Origin of the sequence: Algoriphagus locisalis (genome assembly GCF_900116615.1) — a bacterium.
GTDB lineage: Bacteria > Bacteroidota > Bacteroidia > Cytophagales > Cyclobacteriaceae > Algoriphagus > Algoriphagus locisalis.
Genome location: NZ_FPBF01000001.1, coordinates 525539 through 546440 on the forward strand (window position 1 = coordinate 525539; position 20902 = coordinate 546440).

At 43.6% G+C, this 20902-nt stretch carries 18 protein-coding genes; 15 read left to right on the forward strand and 3 right to left on the reverse strand.

What is annotated here, in order from left to right; all coding sequences use genetic code 11:
• Positions 1-3: 3 nt before the first annotated feature.
• Positions 4-1365 (forward strand): RagB/SusD family nutrient uptake outer membrane protein, encoded by a 1362-nt coding sequence (locus BM386_RS02285; RefSeq protein WP_091691438.1) that lies wholly within the window; start codon positions 4-6, stop codon positions 1363-1365.
• Between the two features lie 66 nt (positions 1366-1431).
• Here the strand turns inward: BM386_RS02285 and BM386_RS02290 are convergent, their stop codons facing one another.
• Both BM386_RS02290 and BM386_RS02295 read right to left on the reverse strand, forming a co-directional pair.
• Entirely contained in the window at positions 1432-1707 is a 276-nt protein-coding gene (locus tag BM386_RS02290) for a DUF6520 family protein (RefSeq protein WP_091691439.1), read from the reverse strand.
• Between the two features lie 872 nt (positions 1708-2579).
• Positions 2580-3008, reverse strand: a complete 429-nt coding sequence (locus BM386_RS02295; protein WP_091691440.1) for a MauE/DoxX family redox-associated membrane protein — start codon at positions 3006-3008, stop codon at positions 2580-2582.
• Between the two features lie 1640 nt (positions 3009-4648).
• On the opposite strand from BM386_RS02295, the gene BM386_RS02305 reads away from it, so the two are divergent.
• Together BM386_RS02305 and BM386_RS02310 are read left to right on the forward strand one after the other, a co-directional pair.
• Positions 4649-5437 carry a histidine kinase gene (locus BM386_RS02305; protein ID WP_170857013.1) on the forward strand — a complete coding sequence of 263 codons (789 nt, stop codon included), beginning with the start codon at positions 4649-4651 and terminating at the stop codon, positions 5435-5437.
• Positions 5403-6128 carry a LytR/AlgR family response regulator transcription factor gene (locus tag BM386_RS02310; protein ID WP_091691443.1) on the forward strand — a complete coding sequence of 242 codons (726 nt, stop codon included), beginning with the start codon at positions 5403-5405 and terminating at the stop codon, positions 6126-6128. The genes BM386_RS02305 and BM386_RS02310 overlap by 35 nt, the downstream gene beginning before the upstream one ends.
• Here the strand turns inward: BM386_RS02310 and BM386_RS02315 are convergent.
• Positions 6104-8683, reverse strand: a complete 2580-nt coding sequence (locus tag BM386_RS02315) for a thiopeptide-type bacteriocin biosynthesis protein (RefSeq protein WP_091691444.1) — start codon at positions 8681-8683, stop codon at positions 6104-6106. The genes BM386_RS02310 and BM386_RS02315 overlap by 25 nt on opposite strands.
• 371 nt (positions 8684-9054) lie before the next feature.
• Between BM386_RS02315 and BM386_RS02320 the strand changes: the two genes are divergently transcribed.
• The 12 genes from BM386_RS02320 (at position 9055) to BM386_RS02380 (ending at position 20881) form a co-directional block, all read left to right on the forward strand.
• A complete protein-coding gene (locus BM386_RS02320; RefSeq protein ID WP_091691445.1) occupies positions 9055-9249 on the forward strand; it encodes a hypothetical protein in 195 nt (64 codons plus the stop codon).
• 235 nt (positions 9250-9484) lie between these two features.
• On the forward strand, positions 9485-10126 hold the full coding sequence (locus tag BM386_RS02325; RefSeq protein WP_139235832.1) for a DUF6266 family protein: 642 nt from the start codon (positions 9485-9487) through the stop codon (positions 10124-10126).
• Positions 10127-11409: 1283 nt separating this feature from the next.
• Complete coding sequence (locus BM386_RS02330; RefSeq protein WP_091691447.1) at positions 11410-12156, forward strand: hypothetical protein; 747 nt, start codon at positions 11410-11412, stop codon at positions 12154-12156.
• 1 nt (position 12157) lies between these two features.
• A complete protein-coding gene (locus BM386_RS02335; RefSeq protein ID WP_091691448.1) occupies positions 12158-12586 on the forward strand; it encodes a DUF5675 family protein in 429 nt (142 codons plus the stop codon).
• The gene (locus BM386_RS02340; protein WP_091691449.1) at positions 12562-12771 is read left to right on the forward strand and encodes a hypothetical protein; all 210 of its coding nucleotides are present in this window, start codon (positions 12562-12564) and stop codon (positions 12769-12771) included. Before BM386_RS02335 ends, BM386_RS02340 begins: the two co-directional genes overlap by 25 nt.
• Before the next feature lie 298 nt (positions 12772-13069).
• Complete coding sequence (locus tag BM386_RS02345; RefSeq protein ID WP_091691450.1) at positions 13070-13312, forward strand: hypothetical protein; 243 nt, start codon at positions 13070-13072, stop codon at positions 13310-13312.
• 871 nt (positions 13313-14183) lie between these two features.
• Positions 14184-14744, forward strand: coding sequence for an RNA polymerase sigma factor (locus BM386_RS02355; RefSeq protein ID WP_091691452.1), 561 nt, complete (start codon positions 14184-14186; stop codon positions 14742-14744).
• Positions 14734-15567: an energy transducer TonB gene (locus BM386_RS02360; RefSeq protein WP_091691453.1), complete on the forward strand. Its 834-nt coding sequence runs from the start codon at positions 14734-14736 to the stop codon at positions 15565-15567. The genes BM386_RS02355 and BM386_RS02360 overlap by 11 nt, the downstream gene beginning before the upstream one ends.
• Positions 15564-18506: a M43 family zinc metalloprotease gene (locus BM386_RS02365; RefSeq protein WP_091691454.1), complete on the forward strand. Its 2943-nt coding sequence runs from the start codon at positions 15564-15566 to the stop codon at positions 18504-18506. Before BM386_RS02360 ends, BM386_RS02365 begins: the two co-directional genes overlap by 4 nt.
• 863 nt (positions 18507-19369) lie before the next feature.
• A complete protein-coding gene (locus BM386_RS02370; protein ID WP_091691455.1) occupies positions 19370-20116 on the forward strand; it encodes a hypothetical protein in 747 nt (248 codons plus the stop codon).
• Between the two features lies 1 nt (position 20117).
• A complete protein-coding gene (locus BM386_RS02375; RefSeq protein ID WP_091691456.1) occupies positions 20118-20666 on the forward strand; it encodes a hypothetical protein in 549 nt (182 codons plus the stop codon).
• Positions 20642-20881, forward strand: coding sequence for a hypothetical protein (locus BM386_RS02380; protein WP_091691457.1), 240 nt, complete (start codon positions 20642-20644; stop codon positions 20879-20881). Before BM386_RS02375 ends, BM386_RS02380 begins: the two co-directional genes overlap by 25 nt.
• Positions 20882-20902 lie beyond the last annotated feature (21 nt).

A 20902-nucleotide genomic window follows, 5' to 3' on the forward strand; every position in this document is an offset into this window, starting at 1 on the left:
AAAATGAAAAAACATACGATAATTTTACTCCTGATAGGCTTGGCTTTTTTGCCCGCCTGCGATGGTTTTTTTGATGAAAAGCCAGCAAAAAGTTTGGTGGTTCCTCAATCCCTGAATGATTATCAGGCGATTTTGGATGCCTTACCCAGAAATATGAACACAGCTCCAACGGCAGGTTTGTTGGCTTCTGATGATATTGTTTTCGGCCCTTCCATACTGGGTCAACTGTATTACAGTCAGGCATCAATTTACTTATGGAGAGAGGATTTTTATCTTCCTGATGAGGATGAATTCAATTGGTACACAGCCTACAATAAGGTGTTTCAGGCGAATGTGGTTTTGGACGGTTTAAATGATTATGATCCCGAAAGTAATGCCGAGGCAGAGAGAAAAAATTACCTTACCGCATCCGCAAGGTTTTACAGGGGCATGGGGCATTTTGAAGTTATGGCCCATTTTGCCGAAACATATGATCCTGCCAATCCAGGCAATTTGGGAATTCCTATACGGCTCACTTCTGATGTGAACCAAAAAATCAAGCGCTCCTCCCAACAAGAGGGTTACGCATCGATTCTTTCTGATTTTGAGTTTGGGTTAAGTGTTTTACCTGAAAAGGCAAACGTGCTGACCCGTCCTTCCAAATGGGCAATACATGCAATGCTGAGTAGGATATACCTCTATATCCAGGATTATGAAAAAAGCAAAATGCATGCCTTAGAAGCTTTGGCTATTGATGATTCATTGATGGATTACCAATTGCTAAATTCTACCCTGACCTATTCATTTGAGGTATTCAATGAAGAAATCATTTTTTACAACAGTATGCCTGGGGAGAGATTTTCTTATGATGCCTCTACGTTTGTGAATCCTGAATTAGTCAATCTATATGATAGTTCGGATTTCAGACTACACTATTTCTTTAAGCCAAGCCAGGTGGATAGTTTGGTGAACTTCAGGGGAAACTACTCAGGCGATTATTTCTTTTTTGGTGGGCTGGCTGTGGATGAGGTAGTACTAAACTACGCTGAATCAGCAGCTAGGACAGGGGATACCGAAGATGCCTTAATGGCATTAAACCGGCTGATTTTCCATCGGTTGGACTCCGCTTTTTATAAGCCAGTTGCTGGCCTTGAAGGCATTTCGCTACTTAAAAGAATTGCCGAAGAAAGGCGAAAAGAATTGGTCTTTCGGGGTCTTCGTTGGTTAGATTTAAAAAGATACAATAAGGATCCGGAAATGGCGGTTACCTTAAGACGTAATCTCAATGAGGAGAACAGTACTTTATCTCCCAACGATCCACGGTATGTTTTGCCTATACCTCCAAAGGAGATGTCCTTTAATCCTCTAACTCAAAATCCAAGATAATAGGATTCTGATCATGAAATGGAAAAGGGAGACCCTTCAGAATCTGAAGGGTTTCCCGGATTAAAACTATGGAACTATTGTCAATTCACCGTTTTTAGTGAATACCCCTGAACTCACCATATCGGCAGTCGGGGATGGAAGCTCCCTGGTACAGATAGCAGAAGTTTGGTCACAATTATAAGTGCCCGGACCTGGGTCCTCTTCTGTCAGATCATACCATATGTCTGATTCTACCGGATCTTGGGCATATTCAGGAACATCATCTAACGGTGTAAATGCAAAAGCTGCAAAGGCAGCAAATACAAAAGCGATTAGGGGCAAATAGCCCTTTACTTTATTCATAATATGTCCTGTTTTTTAACAGATCAAAAACAGGTGAAACCGTTTGTGGTTGTTTGCCTACTCTAAAAAAGGGTTTTCGGCATCTCCCTTGGGAGGCTCATTGGGTTAGCCAGTCTCTTACCCCAGGCTATCAAGAGAAATGAGTCTCTTAATTTATGGTCAATCTTCGAGCTGTCATCCCGATTTGTTATAGACAAGAGAGGGATCTCCTCGAAGGTTTATTCTTAATCTCAGCCGCCGTTCGTGTCTCACGAACGGCTACTAAGCTTATCGAAGTATTTTTTGCAGTCCTATTGCGAACCTTGGACTGTGGGGCGGTCTCAGCAGCCGCCCTTTTTTTATTTATGCTGATCTCGCTCCGTGGTCTGTGTCCGTGGTCTGTGTCTCACAGACCACTATTACGCTGATTTCGCGCAAGTCTTCCTGACTTGTGCGGTGGATAATGCAGTCTCCTGACTGCCTTCAGACTTCGGCTGATCGGGATTTGTAATCCCGATCTCCTCTCGTAGGATTTTCAATCCGATTTTTCACTAACTCTGGTTACCTCCTCGGGAAAAACTTTCGTTTTTTCATGGCACCTCGTGTCCGAGGGAAATGGCCTTTGATTTTTTTTTACACCGGGTTGAAACCCGGTGCTACAACATCTGCCATGCCTACGGCATTGCTTCATTTTTGCAGGATTTTGGCGATTGTTTAATCTAAATTCTTACCTCAATGTCCAGCTTAACCTTGAACTTTTAACATTTAACCAATCCCATACACCGGACACCCGACACCCGTCATCAATCATCGGACACCAGACTTTTCTTCCGTCTTCCGTCTCCCGTCTTCTGTCACCCCACATCCAACAACTCCACTAATCTTCCAATTTTTCAATCCGCCACGGCGGACAAGTCCTTCAAATCTTTCAATCGAAGTCCCACCACCGCTATCCCAATACAAATCATATTCAACACGAAATGCTCCGCCCAACCCAAATTCTCCAATATCCCCGCACAGTTACACGGCACCCTTGGAAAGGCTCCTACCCAGATCAATCCCACATAAGTGGCAAATACTGTGAGAAGTAGAATACTTCCTAAGTATCCCCACCATCGTGTTACCGAAAAGAGCAGGAGCAGGGCGATCAGCAACTCAACTATAGGCACTGCATAGGCCAGCACCTCCGCCAGCTCCGCTGGAAATGTTTGGTTGAGAAATGCCTTTCTGCTTGCATCCCATCGGAGCAGTTTATCCAGACCCGTATAGGTCCAAATCATTATGAGCACCAATCGTGGAGCATAGATCACAGGTTTTTTCATGGCCGATAATTTGTTCCCATATTCTCATCCTTTTTCGGATTTTTCGGGATTCTGTGACGAAAAGCTAAAATTGGTAGGAGTAGTGACGAAAAATGGCACTTTTAATAGGTGGGAAATGATCATTATCATGGATTTAACCCGCGTCTACCTTTTATGGGTCTTGTAGAAATGAGAACTTGTATCCATTTACTAACCGTATGAGATAAGTCTGATTATCCGCAATCTTGCTGATCGATCAAAATGGCCTCGACTTCGCTCTGCCGCCGGATTTGGGGTTATTAATTGGAGGAGGGGGAAATCCGGCGCATGACTCCTCCTCCCTAAAAAAAACAAAATTAACGTGCGCCGAGCGAAGTCTAGGTGAAACTCAATAAAATGGGCTACTGGCAGAATTGAGTAAATCCAAAAAAATAAACTTGGTTTCGTTAAATCCCAATTAGAGATAAATCTGGCTGGCTTATTTCTCTATTACAAAATACCCAAAGTAAGTTTTGATTATTAAGCTTTTTTAGGGGTTATGAGCTGTTTATTTCATTAAATAGAAATAAAAATCTGACTAAAATTTGTTTTTTAAAAAGTTATTTCTAATTTAGTTTCAACAAGGCCTTTTTTAGTTGTCCCGGGAGCGCACAGGTGGGCGATGGCATGAATATTTTTGCCTTGCCAATAGAGTTAATTTTCTGAACATTTTAATGATACTTACTGAAAGAAGAATCATCTATGCTCAGGATATCATGATTTTGACCGGAAGGAGTAGGTCGTACGCTTATTATTGTATGAAGCGAGTGAGGGAGCATTACGGAAAATCAAAGCATCAACTGATAACTTTTCAGGAATTTGCAGGCTTTCATGATATCCCCGTCGACGATCTGGGATTTTCTCGGATCCATAAAACCAAGACAAATTAAAAACGGATTCCATCTTTGATGAAATCCGCTTGATTTGGGGTTTTCCCGCCGGAATGACGATCCGGTAAATGCATAGAATGCGAAGGTAAAATAGACATGTTTTTAAACCAGGCTACTCGCAATAAGCCTGTACCGATTGCTGTTACAATTTCAAATTGATAATTAAGGCCTCGTCAGGGTGGTCAGACATTCACGGAAAATACTTCCCGTGATACGAATTTTCTGTTTCCCCATGGATGAAGGTCGGTTGACCTGAGTGTGGCCTGCCCGCAAGTCAAGCTTACTCATTTCTTTTTCTTTGATCATAAGTTGGATTTTTATGAAACTGGCAAGACTAATAATTTTAGACTGTGAGATAGTTATCAATCATGCTGGATTTCATAGGTGTCAATGAAATATTAAATACACATGAAAAGTATACTAACACCACCTGAGATTCAGTTTTCTGGGACTAACACTAGGATAAAGTGGATCAATGATAAAATGAGGCCTTTTTTAAGGCATCCGATATTAATTTTAGTATGCTTATGGGGCATTTATGTATTAATTGACGGCAGTACGACCTATTATTTTAAACTACCCACACCTGGGCTTGCCTTTGCAATCATCACTACAATAATTGGCTTTTTCAGTTCCTGTCTTTATTTCTTTTGGCTCTTTCCCTCCATATTCTATTCAAAAAAACCGCTGATTGGTATACTCTTTTCATTGACAGGAATTATCCTCTTGTCTTTGCTACGATATTTTATGCTATTAATCGCTGAAGTGGAAACCCAGTCACCATGGAGTTACATGGTGTATGAACTAATGAGACAATGGGTGTTTTTAATAATAACATTTACTGTATGGGGTTTCTATGCACTGATCAAAGCCCTACAGGCAAAGCAGAGAACAGAAGCCAGTTTTGACAGACTTAGAATAGTCCATAATAAAGGACAGTTAAGCCCACATTTCACACTCAACCTGATTGGGGATATCTCTGCCAAATCACTTCATTATTCACCCGAACTTTTTGAAGACATAAATCACTTCATCACCATCTTACGCTACGCATACATCGATACTGAAAAATTCAATTCCCTCTCTGCGGAGGTCCAGGCAATACTTGCCTATTTACATGGTCAGAAATTAAGGTTTGAGAATGCTATCTATATCCAGGATGAAATTGATAGACAACTGCTACATTTTGAAGAGTTGTACATGCCCAAACTACTTTTGATTACCCTGATCGAAAATGTATTTAAACATGGCATTTTTCAGGATCCTTCATACCCGGTACTAATCGAGGCAAAGATAATCTATGGGAAAAGTGGTATTCCAATTCTTCATTTCTCAACCCAAAACAAAATCAACAAGAATCTAAGGCTTGCTAAAGGTAAATTCGGGTTGGAAACGGTCAGAAACCTGCTGGATTATTTTTTTGAATATGCTACGCTCACCCCCACCGTATCCGAAGACACCTATTCTCTTACATTAACCATACCCTATGAAGAATCCTATCAAACTTGGCCTGATCGATGATGAATCCTTGGCGTTGGACAGACTTAGGTATTTTATTTCAGGAATACCTGGATACCAAGTGGAATTTGCGGAGACTAATCCCTTGGATGGACTGCGTCTGGCTAGCCAGAAAACATGCGATATTTTGATCACAGATGTTCAGATGGAAAATCTAAATGGCTTACTTATCTCCGAGCAAATGGAAGAGCTTGGTGTTCCCGTGATTATCTGCTCTGCCCATGAGGAGTTTGCACTCCCAAGTATCAATCTCTCGGTAGCGGGCTATCTGGTAAAGCCTGTCAATGCCTGGGGATTGAAAAAGCTACTGGAAAAAGTGTCCAAAAAACTACATATGCTTAAGGAAACATCACTGGAAAAGTCAAAAGATTACTTTCTGGTGGAGGACTATGCAAGCTTTGGTTACACCAGGGTGGCTTTTAATGACCTTTATTTCGTCGAGCAAAAGCAAAATTACTCGCATTTTCATGCACCACCACAGATCTACAAGCAACGCTCTACATTACAATCTGTAGAAGTAGTGCTCCCTGAATTGACTTTTGTGAGAGTCCAAAAATCCTTTCTGATTAATATCACCAAACTCCAGAAAATATTGAACAAAGAGGTAATTCTTGACAATGGAATGGTTGTCCCATTGGGAGAGTCCTACAAACCCCGCCTGTTAAATGCCTATAAACTATTCAACCGACCATAAATAGATCTCCCCAATCTCTTATACAACCCATAGATCACCTGCCGTTCATGCATGGCTGTATCAAAAGGAAATGAACGGTTACAGCACATGTGTAAGTGATTTGGGATGATGCGCATCAAGATTTCTTCTGAAGAGTCTGCAATTTTGGAAAATTCAGATTCGAAAAATTCTATAGGGATACTGTTGTATGATTGTGTAGATGGATTCACCGATTTGTTTAACTCCTTGCGTTCTCTTATCGGGATACCTTTGATCAGTCCTTTATAAAAAGCTAAAAACTCTTCAGTTTTTCTACACATTTGAATGACATTAAAGTAGGTCTCTATTATCCAGGTTTGACGCGTCTCGACATCCCAGGTGATTATGGGTTTTGTTTGGTACTCGTAATTTCCTAGAAGAACCACCTCAGATTCCAGGTGAAAAATGGATTCTGACACTTTCATATCCCCATCCAATAGGGCGTATTTATCATATTCTGGATAGTAGAGGCTAGAGTTCACCTTCTCTACCCATCCGCTTTCCATCAGGGCTCTTGCTAATTCTGATTCCAGTTTCCGCTTTTCTGTTTTTTCATCTGTAAGCACACGAAGCCTTATTTCTGGTCGTGCCGAGCTATAAATCAGGAAATACCATTTCTGTAGGTTGCTTTGGTTTTTCATATGTTTGAGTATGCTTGGAAGTGGTTTGAGCAACAAGGGTAGTATCCCGGCTTCCTTTACTGCTATTCGCAAATAAATCCATCGCTCATCGGGGGAGCTTATTCTATTAAGAAAATCGATTTTAGGATGGTCGCTGGCTTTGCCTTTCCTAGAATAAATGAATTGGGGATATAGGTGCTGATCAGTCTTGGTTTTAAAGGGGGAGTTATCCTTCCATGGACATTCAAAAATTGTGACTTCATGCATTCGGGTTAGCTCTTCCCAAAGGAAATCCAATTCGAGGGCACGGCGCCAATTAAGAAGAAGTTCCCGGTCCAGATGACCAGCTATTAGTGGACATGGAATTTCTGATTCATTTAAATAGACAAGAAGGGCGTTTTTGCCTGAGAAATCATTAGAATTTATAATCCATTTTCTTCCCTGAAGAATAATTCCTTGCCAGGTTAGTCTGGGAGTGTAACTGGCTTTCTGAAAAGAGGGGTGGTGGTAGGGAAGAAATCTATGCTGATCCTGATTTCCAATTTCCCAGATTAGCCTTGACAGCGTATGCGATATTTGATCAGGGTTGAGAGGGTGTTGTACTACAGGTAAAATTTCCTTGTCCAGTTTTTGGCTATATAATACCAAGCGCTTATTTCTGATCCCCAACAGCAAATCATCAACCCCCAGGTGATCATTTTTGATCCCGGCACCAAATGGATAGATGCTGTATTGGAAGGCATTGTCGTGTCTGCAGATATGGTTGGATTTGGAAGTTTCGAAAAGGATAATATCCGCTTTCATTGAAGATGCTGAAATGGCTTCCAAATTATCCTCTGCCCAGTTCTTTATTTCAGGATCTAGGCTAAATCTCCCTGAATAGGCGAAAGGGCGGTTGCACACGATGTTTTCTATGTAAATATCCCTTCCTCCAATTAGTTTAAAAGCAATTTGAAGGTGATGGAGATCTGTATGTTTCTTGGCAAAACAATTACTTAGGTCTAACTCTTCTTTTTCATCCCAAAGGATTGCTTGTAGGTCCTTGTTGTAAAGATGTTCCTCGCTCTCAGTTACTGCTCCATGCGTGAAAAAATCCTGTTGGTGGGCTAGCAAAGAAAGAGGTACAAAACGATCATCGTATGCTTGGACAAACCATGATTTGAAATTCCTTAAATACTCACTTTCCACAGGAACAAACAGATTCCCTAGTTCAGAAATCAACGTTTCTAATTTTTCATGGATTCCGTGGGATAATGTGATTTTGGATTTTATTCTCACATCCCAGCCTATATTGGCTGGAGTTGATTCCACTGCTGGAAATCCTTCTCTGATAAGTAATCCAGATTCCAACAGCATTTCCCATAAGGTCCTTAGCTCTTGTCTGTTGCTTGTATTGAAGAAATTCTGAAAATTGGAAAAGCCGAGGTTGTCTGATTTTTTAAAGTAGGATATAAGAATCAGGATTAGTGGGTTTTTATCGAGATAGCTGATTCTCCATCCTTCCTCCTTACTACAGTAACTCCAGAATTGAACTTGGGAACTATATACTTTTAGTCCTGGAGCTAGTCTATATTTAGTTGTAAGCTTTGGTAGTTGCTTATATTTCAAATATTCCTCCTTTTCAATTTGACTATAAACCAAAGGAAGATCCACTTGATTGCAATCACCCCACCGTCCTAAACCCACCCCTGCCCATAGGCCAAATGGAGTGGCTCGGTATCTTCCTCTCAGTAGGTATTTATGTATTTTTGCCTGAGTGGATTGGCTTAAAGAGTCGAACTCCTGTTTTTCCAATTCCTGAAATAGGGAACGGGAGGAAAGTTGTATAGCTTGTTTAATCCAATGCCAGTTTTTTTGAATTTCATCCTTATCCATTGGGTCGAAATCCACTAAGTGCATTCTGTATAAAAAATCCATGGCTTTTTTGCCTTCCTAATTCCTAATAACCAGAGGCAAATTCCGATTTCTGGGACATACGCGTACCAGTAGGGAGCAATGACCAAATCATAGCTTTTTGTAAGATTGATTTCAGGTTCATAGGTTTCAACCAACCAGTTGAACTAGGTTGTTCATCTCTTGATTTGCATAGATTTTAGATACTTTTTTAGTTCTTATAATTCAATATTTCACATAGAATCCACAAAATCCACAGATTCCACACGCCATTTGGATCAGAAAAATCTCCAGATAAAATTAGGTGACTTAAATCATTTGTCCACCGGTGTAAAGGGAGAAAATACAAACTGTATAAGTTAGCTCTTCCCCGCCACCATTAACAAAATCATACCATGGCACAGAAGAGATGCATTGTTTATTCAAAAGATGTACAGATCATCACAGGAAGGAGTGAGCGCTACGCACAGTTGCTACTCCAGAAAATCAGGAAGTTCCACAACAAAAAACCTCACCAATATGTCACTGTGCAGGAATTTTCGGATTTCTCAGGAATTCCTCCTGAGAATGTCGGCGACTATTTGTATTAGAAAAAGCTGAAAATCCTCAGGATTATCCTATTCGGTAGTAAATCCCCTGCATATACTTCTTCGGGGTTCCTCCCAGTCTTTTTCCTCTTTGCTTCCACCTAGCTGTTGCTGGAGTGGGAGCAGACAGGGTGTGAACAGAAAGGGGCATGAGTGTAAAGTCAAAGCAATTTTTACTGCCAAGAAGCTTCCAAAATAGTTATCAATTAATTAAGTATTCAATTTAAAAATCAAAATCATGGGAATAATACAAAGCAGCATGTTAGGAAGAATAACCGGTTCTATGGGGAACTTGGTCTTTTATCAGTTGAACGGTAAAACTGTGGTGAGACAAAAGCCTGGCCCAAGAAAGAAGCCTGCCAGTGAAAGGCAGCTTTACCAGCAGAAAGCTTTCAGTATAGGGCAGAAATTTGTTACTCCACTCAGAGAGGCATTGAACTTTACGATGACAAAGAAGAGGGCAAGTTTTGGATCAGGTACCAGCCGGACACTCAGCTGGCTTATTAAAAACGCTATCGTTCCGGAGGATAAAGTTCCAGTACTTTATCCAGAGAGAGTGAAGATCTCCAAAGGATGGTTGGTGGGTATGGATAGTCCAATAGTCGCGAGGGAAGGGGCTTCAATCAAAATTACGTGGCAGGCTAATGCTTGGCAGGGTTCTGCCAGAGAGGAGGATAAACTCTTTGTCATAGCCTATGCTCCTGAATCCAAGAGAGTATATACAGTATATGAAGGGAATTACAGAAAGTCAGGTGAACAATTGATAGAGCTACCATGGAGTGAACCAGAGCTTGGGGAGGTATTTATATATGCGGCTTTTTATGCGCAGGATGGCTGTGTAAGAGAGTTCTCGGATTCTATATGTCTGGGAAGGATATGAGTAGAGTGATTATTAACATCGTATTTCCGAGTCATTTCGATCCGCCGCGGTGGAGAAGCTCTCCCTTTGGTCGTCGAACTGACCATCTGGTCTGAGTCTCATGACCTGGCAGCCAGGCAGACTTAGGCCTAGGATAATGCAGTCTTCAGACTGCCAATAGCAAAACGATAATTGCCAACCGTACCCCCAGGTGTTTGACATTTGCAATGTCGGACAACAAACCGTAGGTTTTTTAATCCGTATCATTGCCAACCGCCAACCAATAGCCGACCCCGCCACATCTTCCCGTCTCCGTCTTGCTGGCACCGCGCCTTCGTCTCCGATTGATGATCTGGGGCCAGCGCTGGTGAACGAATATATCCCTAAACCCAGCGTTGAAACGCTGGGCAATAAAATCATTCATGCCTCCGGCATTGCTTTGTTTCTACGATGCACCGACCTTACCTGAACTTCCATCTCTACTACCTACACAAAACAATTCAGATTCTGCACCTTGGTTTAGTGTGTAGGGAAGCCCTTGGAAGCAGCTGGTTTATTGGAGAAATAGGAAGGCGTTAAAAAAACGAACTAGCTCTCGAGTGGGCGAGAGAGATCCGTTTGTTTTTAGCCTGACTATGAACCAATAAATGAATTGTCCGAAGGCAATTCAAGGCTGATTTCGGGCAAAGAGTTTTGGATACTTTTGCTCTTCAAAAGTATCGAAGAAAATAAACTTAACTCTATCGATATGGGTAAATGGGTAAACTGAGGATGGGTAAAATACATACAATGCACCTTTTTTCACCTCCTGCACTTATTCCGATTTGGTCTAAGTCATCAGACCTGTCCGACGACAGGCGGGCTTAGACCCACCCTAATGCAGTCTTCAGACTGCCAACAGCCAACTGATAACATCCAACCGGCATAGACTCGGAGGAGGGCCTTTGCCTGTCTGCTTTTGGAGGGGATACATTTGGCCTCAAAGGAATCTAGATTACCACTTTACCTTTTCCATTTAGGCCATATGGGAGATAGGTGATTGATTAATAAGTCATTTCCAGTCCTCGGATTTACCTTTTAAAATCTGGTGCTTCGCTATAGACAAGTTACAACTTCTCCATGCCTACGGCCTTGATTAGCTTCTACAGTCACCCCATTGGTATGCTGCTATATAGGTGCATATCTACTGAAAAGCGCAGGATTTCATTTGTTTATGATGCTTCCGAACAGACCGCACATTCAATTGATAGCCAATGAGATAAACCTGAATTTTCCTGCATGTTACACTTAAAACCCATATACATATGGCAAAACAAGCAGGAGTAATTACACTGAATGGCAAGATAGGAAGACTCTCTTTCTACAAGACCAAAGACGGGTATCTGGCCCGTGAAAAAGGAGGGGTGAGCAAGAGCCGCATCATGAACGATGCCCGCTTTGCACGTACTCGGGAAAACCTCAAGGAGTTTGCCGACAATGCATCTTCGGCCAAGCTCTTCCGGGATGCGCTGCGCCCGGTGATCGCCAAGATCGGAGACAGAAGGCTGAACCTGAGAATCACCCAGGTGATGATGAAGGTGCTTCAGTCAGATCTGGTCAATAACCGTGGGGAACGCATGGTGAGAACAGGCGACTGGAATCTGTTGAAGGATCTGGAACTGAATGCGGCAAGTTCACTGGGTAGTACCCTCTTTCTGGAGATTGCCTACACAGATTCACCGACGGACTGGTCGGTGGCCATCCCGGCATTTGTGCCTCAGGACTTTGTGGCGATTCCGAAGGGAGCAACCCATCTGAGAATTACGGCTACGGGAGTGGGGTTGGATTTTGCTACCGGTGGCAGAGCAGTGCAGACAGCTGTTTCCAGTTTGCTTCCGGTGATTGATCCGGCCGTGGCGATTCCGCTGTCAGTTGACAAAGCCTTACTTCCAGGTACACACAGAGCATTTGTTCTGAGTGTGGAGTTTGTCCAGATGGTCAATGGCAGTGAGTACTCCATTAACAATGGAGCGCACAATGCTGCCAAGATCGTAGGGCTGGAGCAGGTCTAAGATGAGACTGGTACTTCATAGAAAGTACAAAGCAACGAGTACCCTTGGGAGATTACTTCTCGGGCAGAAGCAACTCTGCTTCACCCGTGAGCCTCCCAAGGCTTGCTTTGGTACTGGAAAGGACTGTCTGGAGGATGGGGTCTATGAACTGGAACCCATCCATTCAGAGGAAAAAGGCTGGGAGATAGGGATCGGCGAAAAAGGCAAAATCTCCTCTTATACAGGAGATGAAAGGCTGGAATCCTGTTCCATTTATCCAGTCACCTGCTACAGGGCGGACGGCACCCCCATGTTCACCAAACTGGCCTTCCTTCAATTGATGGAAAGGCTGGAGAATGAATGGGAGCGGGGGAAAATTGTAGAGTTGCAGATCGTGTCAGAAGGGATACCTTATCTATTGGAATCATGTCTGGAGCAGAGCTACTCTTAAGTCTGGCCGGGGTGGTGACGATGATGCTGCTGTCGGTGATCGCTTACTTTCTAAAACTGCTGATCGAGGACACCCGCCAGTTGCGGGATGAATTGGCCAGGCTGAAGGAGCTCTTTATCCGCTTGGAAGCCGAGCAGACACTGATCAAGACGATGATGCAGCGTGGGCGCAGCCCGCCAGGGTAGTCGTTTCGCCGACCGTTGTGGTTTTGTCATTTCGACGACCAACAGGAGAGCTTGGCCGCGGTGGAAGAAATCTCTTGCGATTTAAGGAGAGATTTCTCAGTCGCAACGCTAGTACATATTCATTTTGTGCCACTGCTGCTCCTTCGAAATGACTTCCCTATAAACGACCGTGGGGTCTGACGACAGTGGTCCGTGGACTGTCCGACACCGCGAACCCGGCATCGGGCATCAGACACACTCCCGTCTCCGGTCTTCCGTCTCCAAAACATTTAACATTTTAACACTTAACGTTCCAACCATGAACATACTAACAGAAATATCCACCCGCGCCACCGCGCCCACACCTCCCTTTTTCCAAAAGCTGAAGAAGGCTGGGTTGATCATCGCCGCCATCGGCACGGCTGTTTTGACGGCACCCGGTATGGTTCCGGCTGTATTGCTGGCCTATGCAGGTTATGCAGTAACGGCAGGCACCGTCCTGGTCACCATCTCCCAATTGACCGTCGATGACGGATCCTTTGAGCAGGTGTTGATGAATTGAATCTGATCTAACAGTTAATTAAACCGGAGGGGATTCCTCTCCGGTTTTTTTTTTAACCTATGCAGTCTTATGCTGGTTTGTACTGATCGGGAATGAGCTAGTGCTGACCCTTCTGGTCTAAGTCTTCAGACCTGTCTGCAGCCAGGCAGGCTTAGACTTAGTATAATGCAGTCTTCAGACTGCCAATATACAACCGACAACAGAAACCGCTACTTGTGTTTCCATCTTGCTGGCACTGAACCTCCGTCTCCGAAAGACAACTACGGGCCAGCGCTGGAGAACGAATATATCCCATAAACCCAGCGTTGAAACGCTGGGCAATAAAATCGTTCATGCCTCCGGCATTGCTTCGTTTGTACGATGGCATGGATATTACCCGACTCATATGGTCTAAGTCTCCTGACCTGTCTGTCAGCTAGTGCTGATCGGAATTTGTAATCCCGATCTGTTGTCGTAGGATTTCTAATTCAGCTGTTCGACATTTGCAATGTCGGACAACAAACCGTAGGATTTTTAATCCGCATTACCGCCAACCGACAACTGCCACCCGAAACTTCCGTTTCCATCTTGCTGGTAATACTCCTCCGTCTCCAATTGATGATCCTGGGCCAGCGCTGGTGAACGAATATCTCCTATAAACTACACATGTGCCATGCCTACGGCACTGATTCTTTTTGCAGGCATTGGAAATGATACCCAGCCCGAGGTCTCATGACTTAGACCTCGGGCTGTAATTTCAGAAAACTTATCTGTTTTGGGACTGCAACTTTTCTTCACCTTGGAAAAGTTTTTTAAAATTAATATCCATTTGCCTGTATCTTTTTGAGATTGCCACATTATAGTAGGTGAATTTAATAGTGTGTTAACTTTTATGGGGAGTGAAATTTCGGTAGATGAAAGACTTCTGATTCAGCAGGCTAAATCAGATCCAGCTCACTTTCGTGTATTGTATGATCTATATTTTGAAGAGATTTTACGTTTTATCGTCCGGAGGGTAGGGGAAGTAGAGCAAGCTAAGGATCTCTCCCAACAGGTGTTTCTAAAAGCACTCCTTGGATTGAAAACCTATGTCTATAAGGACATACCCTTTTCTTCTTATTTATATAGGATTGCAGCAAATGAATGCCATCAATATTTCAGAGACAGTACCAAAGTGCGGTTCGTCACCATGGATGTGGAGATTCAGGCATCTTTATTCAGCGAATTGGAACAGGAAAGCAATTCTAGGGAATCAGATTTAACTCTACTGAAAAAAGCCCTGGATGGCGTTTCTGACCAGGAGCTGTTGTTGATAGAACTGAGATTTTTTGAAAAAAGGGGATTTAAGGAAATAGGGTTCATACTCAACGTTACAGAAAATTTAGCTAAGGTGAGGACCTATAGACTGCTTAAGAAACTCAAATCGGTAATAGAGAATAGTCATGAAAAATAAACTTGAATTTATTGAAAATGTCTATCTCACACCGATAGATATAGAAAATCAGAAAGATTTCGATTCCCTGCTTGAGGACTATTATAAGGCAAAGTCCAAATCCTCATTCTGGAGGCGTTCGGGTTTGTGGTTTACTCTTGCCATAGCATTGATCGGTATGAGCACCTGGGTGGTTTATAAAAATCATCTTAAAGGCGAAGTTGATCAAGTGCAAACCCCGAATGATACCCTACAGGCAGAGCTAGAACTTAATGAATTTTCTTTGCCTATTACAGATTCGGTTTCCACAGATTCGGTGGTAAATCACGTCCTCATTTTTGCAGAAGTAGATTCCCAGCATTCTGAAAAGCAGGATCCTGGCACCAAGAAGGCTTTGGGAAAACCCAAAATACAGGATGAAAGGCAGCTTTCGAAGGAAGGCATAAGTCCATTGCCGGAACTGGATTTACCTCCTGTAGAATTACCGGCTCTGCCAGATTTGCCAGTACCTGAAAAGCCTGTAAAAACAGCTACCATTAAAATTGAAGAAGCTCATCCTATAGATGGGTTTGACCATTTATATGCTTGGTTTGAAGAAAATATTACCTATCCGGAACAGCATAAAAAAGAAAAAATAGAAGGATACGTGAAAGTATCTTTTCTCCTGGGTAAAGATAGTACTGTCAGTGTCATTAAAGTAAGCCAATCATTGGGGCCTGCCTTTGATCAGGAAGCAGTGAGACTGATTGAACGGATGCCTAAATGGATTCCAGCCAAAAGAAATGGTATTCCATTTTCCAAGCGCTTTGTTTTACCTATAGGGTTTAAAGTTGAAAGCAGGTGAAGAGGCTTTTTATCATAGTATCCCTGCTTTTTTTCAGTAGCCAAAGTGCTACGGGTCAAGTTTCCTCTCAGGTTCATTCTTGCATTTATCCTAATGGTGCTACTGAGAAAGAAAAGCTGGAGCTAGCTCAGGAGTTTAAAACCTGGGCTGCTACCAAGAATGCCAGAATAGCTGATGAGGTGGAAATCTGGACTGTTCCAATAGTATTTCATGTGCTGGGCTCCAATTTACCTTCCTTGTCTATTTTCGAGGCTGCAGTGGATGAGCTGAATGATGCCTTTGCCAATAGAGGGGATTTTAATTCTTCTGAGGGAGCTGATACCCGCATTCAGTTCTGCTTGGTTTCCACGGCACCGGATGGTGGAGCGACCAGCGGAGTGAATCACATACCAAGTGTGTATAAAAATACAGATAAGGATCTTGACCACCCGGACCTCATCGATCATTCCATTAAATGGGATCTTTCCCGATATCTTAATGTATGGTTGGTGGATGAAATTTCCGGCGAAGCTTTGGCCTATTACGAGGGAAAAGAATGGTGGACCAGATTGGGAGTGGGTGGCTACTCTACCGGGGATGGGGTGGTAGTTGAATCCTTGAATATAGGCACTTTGGCACATGAAATTGGTCACTACTTTGGGCTACTTCATACCTGGGAAGGAAGAGATTGTAAAAATGATGACTGCCTGGTGGATGGGGATATGGTTTGTGATACACCTCCTGACAAAAGCGCTGCGGCACCTTGTGGTGACAATTCATGCGATACAGATGTATTGTCCAATTTTAGTAACATGAATTTTTTCACAGACGTGGCTGATATGAGTACTAATTTTATGGACTATTCCACCTGTAAAATAGACTTTACATGGGGGCAAGCAGAGCGTATGCGATTCACATTGGAGACTAAACTCACTACACTATTTGCTAGGGGATTGTCCCACCCCCTTTGTGAAGTCCCCTGTCCGGATGATGTGGCAGTTCAGGTTTATTTAGATAATGAATTTCCGCTGCCCGGGGAGAATGTGTTTTTTTCCAGCCAGCTTTCCGGGAGTTTTACTAATCCCACCTACAGTTGGTTTGTTACCCCATTTTCCAATGAGTGGACTGGTACAGAAAAGGCTTCCAGCCAGGTGTCTTCTTCTTCTGATTTGAATTATGCCTTTGCCAGTGATGGGTTATATAGGGTGACCCTTCAGGTTCAGGATGGCAGTAATCCTGATTGTATGGTTTCTTTCTCTCTGAATGTAAATGTGAGTTGCGGGGTAGATTCCAGGTTTTTTCCTGACAAGCGCTTGATAGCTTCAAAGCAGCCTCATCCCTTGTTTACAGACTCAGTTACGTTTACCAATCGTAGCTATGGCGCCAATGCATACGAATGGGGAATTACCCATAGTAATTTCAACCCAGATTACCAGAGTCTGCCCGTTTTTCACTCGGAGGATCAAAACTTGTCCTATTATTTTAAAGAACCCGGAGAGTACCAGATTTCTTTAGTGGCAAAAAATGGGAATTGTGAAGACCTGAGCAATACTTTTTATCTTAATGTAGACGATCCCACAATGGATGGAAGGCCAGAGATCTCACAAATAACCTGCATCAATGAAGACTTTTTTCAGGTTGCTTTTACGCTTTATAACGATGGTTATGATACTGTAAATGTAAATACACCGGTTGCATTTTATGATGCTGATCCTGTTAGCTCTTCTGGTGCTCAGCTTCTAGGGGTATGGGGATTGCCCATAGAGGTTTATGGATTTGATCAGGAGGATTTTACCGCAATGGTGGAAGGGGATATTCGGGATGTCTCGGAAGTATTTATGGTCTTTAATGATACCGGTACCACTGATTTACCTATTCGCTTCCCTCCGGGGGATCTCAATCAGCTCAGTGAATTCACTGTTTTTCCTGCCTCTGGATATTCTGAACTGTCCTATGATAATAACATCAGTAGCATTTCTCTAACTATAGCGGACCATAACCCCATGGTGCTGACTTCAGAGCTGGTGAACCCTAGCTGTTCCGGCTATGCAGATGGGAGTTTTGCAATAATGGTTGAGGGAGGCTCTGGTAACTTTAATTATTCCTGGGCACATGATTCAACGTTAACTGAAAATATGGCTTTAGAGCTTGCCGCTGGCAATTATTCAGTGGAGATTAGTGATTTATCCACCTGCGCATATGAACTTGTAGAGTTTGAGTTACTAGATCCGGAGCTGTTAGAAATCTTAGGGGAACCTTTGCTTATGCCAACTTCCTGTCCCAATGGAAATGACGGTGAAGTTTCACTCAGACTGAAAGGAGGGAGCGGTGAATTCAAAGTGGAGGGCTATTTCACTGCTTGGGATGGGGAAATGCTTTTGGTAAGCGGGATCTCTGAGGGCAGTTTTTCTCTAGTGATTCAGGATGAGAAGGGTTGTGAGGTTGTATATGAAGGAGAAATGAGTAGTCCTGATCCCCTGCAGGTAAATTTCCTTTCTACAAGTCCAAGCTGCCCGGATGATTCTGACGGGCTACTTACCGCTGAAGTTAGTGGTGGTACTCCGCCATATATGTACCTCTGGAAAGATGGAAGCACAGGCTCATTGATTTCAGAATTGCCTGCGGGGGATTATGAGTTGATGGTCACTGATTCCAACGGCTGTACCTTAGCATCAACCGGAGCAGTAGAGCCAGCGACGCCTCAAGTCAGAATGCCTACAGGCTTCAACCCTCAGGACGGGCCCTTATTCCCAGTATTTACTTGTAGTATTAGCTATAAATTAATGGTGTGGAATAGGTGGGGCCAACTTGTTTATTCAGGTTCTGAAGGTTGGGATGGTGATTTTGATGGAGAAAAATCTCTTTTGGGGACTTATTCTTACCTGCTATACTTCAGTTATTTAGAAAAGGGAATTTTGAAAACAGGTGAATTAAGAGGAGGATTTATTCTACTGCGTTGAAATTTAGACTTTCAAAGAGTTGGATCAAATTGGCAGTATAACCCTTAGGTCACCCTACGGCTAATGAAGTGGCAAACCACCTAAGATGAACTCTCGACAGCGTTGAGAGAAACTGATCGAGGCCTAGACTGCCAACAGACAACAGACAACCGATAACCGCCAACCGCCAACCGAACTCCACATATCTTCCCGTTTCCACCTTGCTGGTAATACTCCTGCGTCTCCGAATAATGATCTAGGGCCAGCGCTGGTGTACGAATATATCCTATAAACCTAGGGTTGAAACCCTAGGCTATTAATCTGCCATACCTACGGCATTGATCTTTTTGCAAGCATTGGATTTGATACCCAGCTGTCCGACTGTTCTTGATCTACTGATATTTTAGACCTAGGATAATGCAGTCTTCAGACTGCCAACAGACAACTGCTAACCGCCACCGAAGCTTCCGTTTCCACCTTGCTGGAATTAGGCCTCCATCTCCAAATAATGATCTAGGGCCAGCGCTGGTGAACGAATACATCCTTAAAACCTAGGGTTGAAATCGAGCATGATTCAAGCGTAACACACAGGGATGATTGTAATGCATGCGAGATTCCATAGCCTGTCCCAACTAATCGGGATGGCCTTTGAAAATCAAATTATAAAAAGATGAAACCCTAGGCTACATATGTGCCATGCCTACGGCATTGATTAGCTTCTACAGTCTGCCCCCATTTAGTATGCTACTATATAGGTATGCATCTACTGAATGACGCAGAATTGAATTTGTTTATGATGCTTCCGAACAGACCGCACATTCAATTGATAGCCAATGTGATAATCCTGAATTTTCCTGCATGTTTAACCTAAAACCCATATACATATGGCAAAACAAGCAGGAGTAATTACACTGAATGGCAAGGTAGGAAGACTGTCTTTCTACAAGACCAAAGACGGGTATCTAGCCCGTGAAAAAGGAGGAGTGAGCAAGAGCCGCATCATGAACGATGCACGCTTTGCACGTACCCGGGAGAATCTCAAGGAGTTCGCCGACAATGCATCTTCGGCCAAGCTCTTCCGGGATGCACTCAGACCGGTGATCGCCAAGATCGGAGACCGAAGACTGAACCTGAGAATTACCCAGGTAATGATGAAAGTCCTACAGTCAGATCTGGTCAATAACCGTGGGGAACGCATGGTGAGAGCAGGCGACTGGAATCTGCTGAAGGACATGGAACTGAATGCGGCAAGTTCACTGGGCAGTACCCTCTTTCTGGAGATTAGCTATACTGATTCTCCAACTGCATGGGCGGTAGCTATCCCGGCATTTGTGCCACAGGACTTTGTGGCGCTGCCAAAAGGCGCAACACATCTGAGAATCACGGCAACAGGAGTGGGGTTGGACTTCGCCACCGGAGGAAGAGCTGTGCAGACCAGCATATCGGATCTGCTTCCGGTGATTGATCCGGCAGCGGCTATCAGCCTTTCTGTGGATAAAGCAACTCTACCTGGAACCCATAGAGGGTTTGTGCTGAGTGTGGAGTTTGTGCAGATGGTGAACGGCAGTGAGTACTCCATTAACAATGGGGCGCACAACGCTGCCAAGCTGGTCGGTGTAGAACAGGTCTAAAATGAGACTGGTACTTCACAGAAAGTACAAAGCAACAGTTACCCTTGGGAGATTATTTCTCGGGCAGAAGCAGCTCTGCTTCACCCGGGAGCCTCCCAAGGCCTGCTTTGATACTGGGAAAACCTGTCTGGAAGAAGGTGTTTATGAGTTGGAACACAGCCTAGGTCTGTGTCTTCACAGACCGAAAAGTGCAATAATCGAAGGACCCAACCGCCTCGGTTCGTGTCTCCAGGAACCGATAAGTTGTATGGAAGAAGGAGTCTATGAGCTCGAAGCTATTCATTCCGAGGCAAAAGGATGGGAGGTAGGAGTTGGAGAAAAAGGAAAGATCTCCAGTTACCCAGGAGATGAAAAGCTGGAATCCTACTCCATCTATCCAGTCACCAGCTATAGAGCTGATGGTACTCCGCTGTTCACCAAACTGGCCTTCCTGCAATTGATGGAAAGGCTAGAGCTTGAATGGGAGCGGGGGGAAGTGGTAGAGTTGCAGATCGTCTCGGAAGGAATTCCTTATTTATTGGAATCATGTCTGGAGCAGAGCTACTCTTAAGTCTTGCCGGGGTGGTGACGATGATGCTGCTATCTGTGATCGCTTACTTTCTAAAGCTGCTGATCGAGGATACCCGGCAGCTGAGGGATGAGCTGGCCAAGCTGAAAGAGCTCTTTATCCGATTGGAAGCCGAGCAGGCATTGCTAAAGACCGTGATGCAGCAAACAAGAAGTCCGCCCAGGAGATCTGCTTCCCGAAAGGATGAAAGCGTTTGAAGGCAGGTTATTGTGAAAAGG

Excerpts from the sequence above, each read along its gene's own strand:
- BM386_RS02325 (WP_139235832.1), top strand. The coding sequence starts at position 9,485 with ATGGGAATAATACAAAGCAGCATGTTAGGAAGAATAACCGGTTCTATG.
- BM386_RS02375 (WP_091691456.1), top strand. The coding sequence starts at position 20,118 with ATGAGACTGGTACTTCACAGAAAGTACAAAGCAACAGTTACCCTTGGG.
- BM386_RS02370 (WP_091691455.1), top strand. The coding sequence starts at position 19,370 with ATGGCAAAACAAGCAGGAGTAATTACACTGAATGGCAAGGTAGGAAGA.
- BM386_RS02310 (WP_091691443.1), top strand. The coding sequence starts at position 5,403 with ATGAAGAATCCTATCAAACTTGGCCTGATCGATGATGAATCCTTGGCG.
- BM386_RS02355 (WP_091691452.1), top strand. The coding sequence starts at position 14,184 with ATGGGGAGTGAAATTTCGGTAGATGAAAGACTTCTGATTCAGCAGGCT.
- BM386_RS02295 (WP_091691440.1), bottom strand. The coding sequence starts at position 3,008 with ATGAAAAAACCTGTGATCTATGCTCCACGATTGGTGCTCATAATGATT.
- BM386_RS02340 (WP_091691449.1), top strand. The coding sequence starts at position 12,562 with ATGTCTGGAGCAGAGCTACTCTTAAGTCTGGCCGGGGTGGTGACGATG.
- BM386_RS02315 (WP_091691444.1), bottom strand. The coding sequence starts at position 8,683 with ATGGATTTTTTATACAGAATGCACTTAGTGGATTTCGACCCAATGGAT.
- BM386_RS02345 (WP_091691450.1), top strand. The coding sequence starts at position 13,070 with ATGAACATACTAACAGAAATATCCACCCGCGCCACCGCGCCCACACCT.
- BM386_RS02360 (WP_091691453.1), top strand. The coding sequence starts at position 14,734 with ATGAAAAATAAACTTGAATTTATTGAAAATGTCTATCTCACACCGATA.
- BM386_RS02290 (WP_091691439.1), bottom strand. The coding sequence starts at position 1,707 with ATGAATAAAGTAAAGGGCTATTTGCCCCTAATCGCTTTTGTATTTGCT.
- BM386_RS02335 (WP_091691448.1), top strand. The coding sequence starts at position 12,158 with ATGAGACTGGTACTTCATAGAAAGTACAAAGCAACGAGTACCCTTGGG.
- BM386_RS02320 (WP_091691445.1), top strand. The coding sequence starts at position 9,055 with ATGGCACAGAAGAGATGCATTGTTTATTCAAAAGATGTACAGATCATC.
- BM386_RS02380 (WP_091691457.1), top strand. The coding sequence starts at position 20,642 with ATGTCTGGAGCAGAGCTACTCTTAAGTCTTGCCGGGGTGGTGACGATG.
- BM386_RS02330 (WP_091691447.1), top strand. The coding sequence starts at position 11,410 with ATGGCAAAACAAGCAGGAGTAATTACACTGAATGGCAAGATAGGAAGA.
- BM386_RS02285 (WP_091691438.1), top strand. The coding sequence starts at position 4 with ATGAAAAAACATACGATAATTTTACTCCTGATAGGCTTGGCTTTTTTG.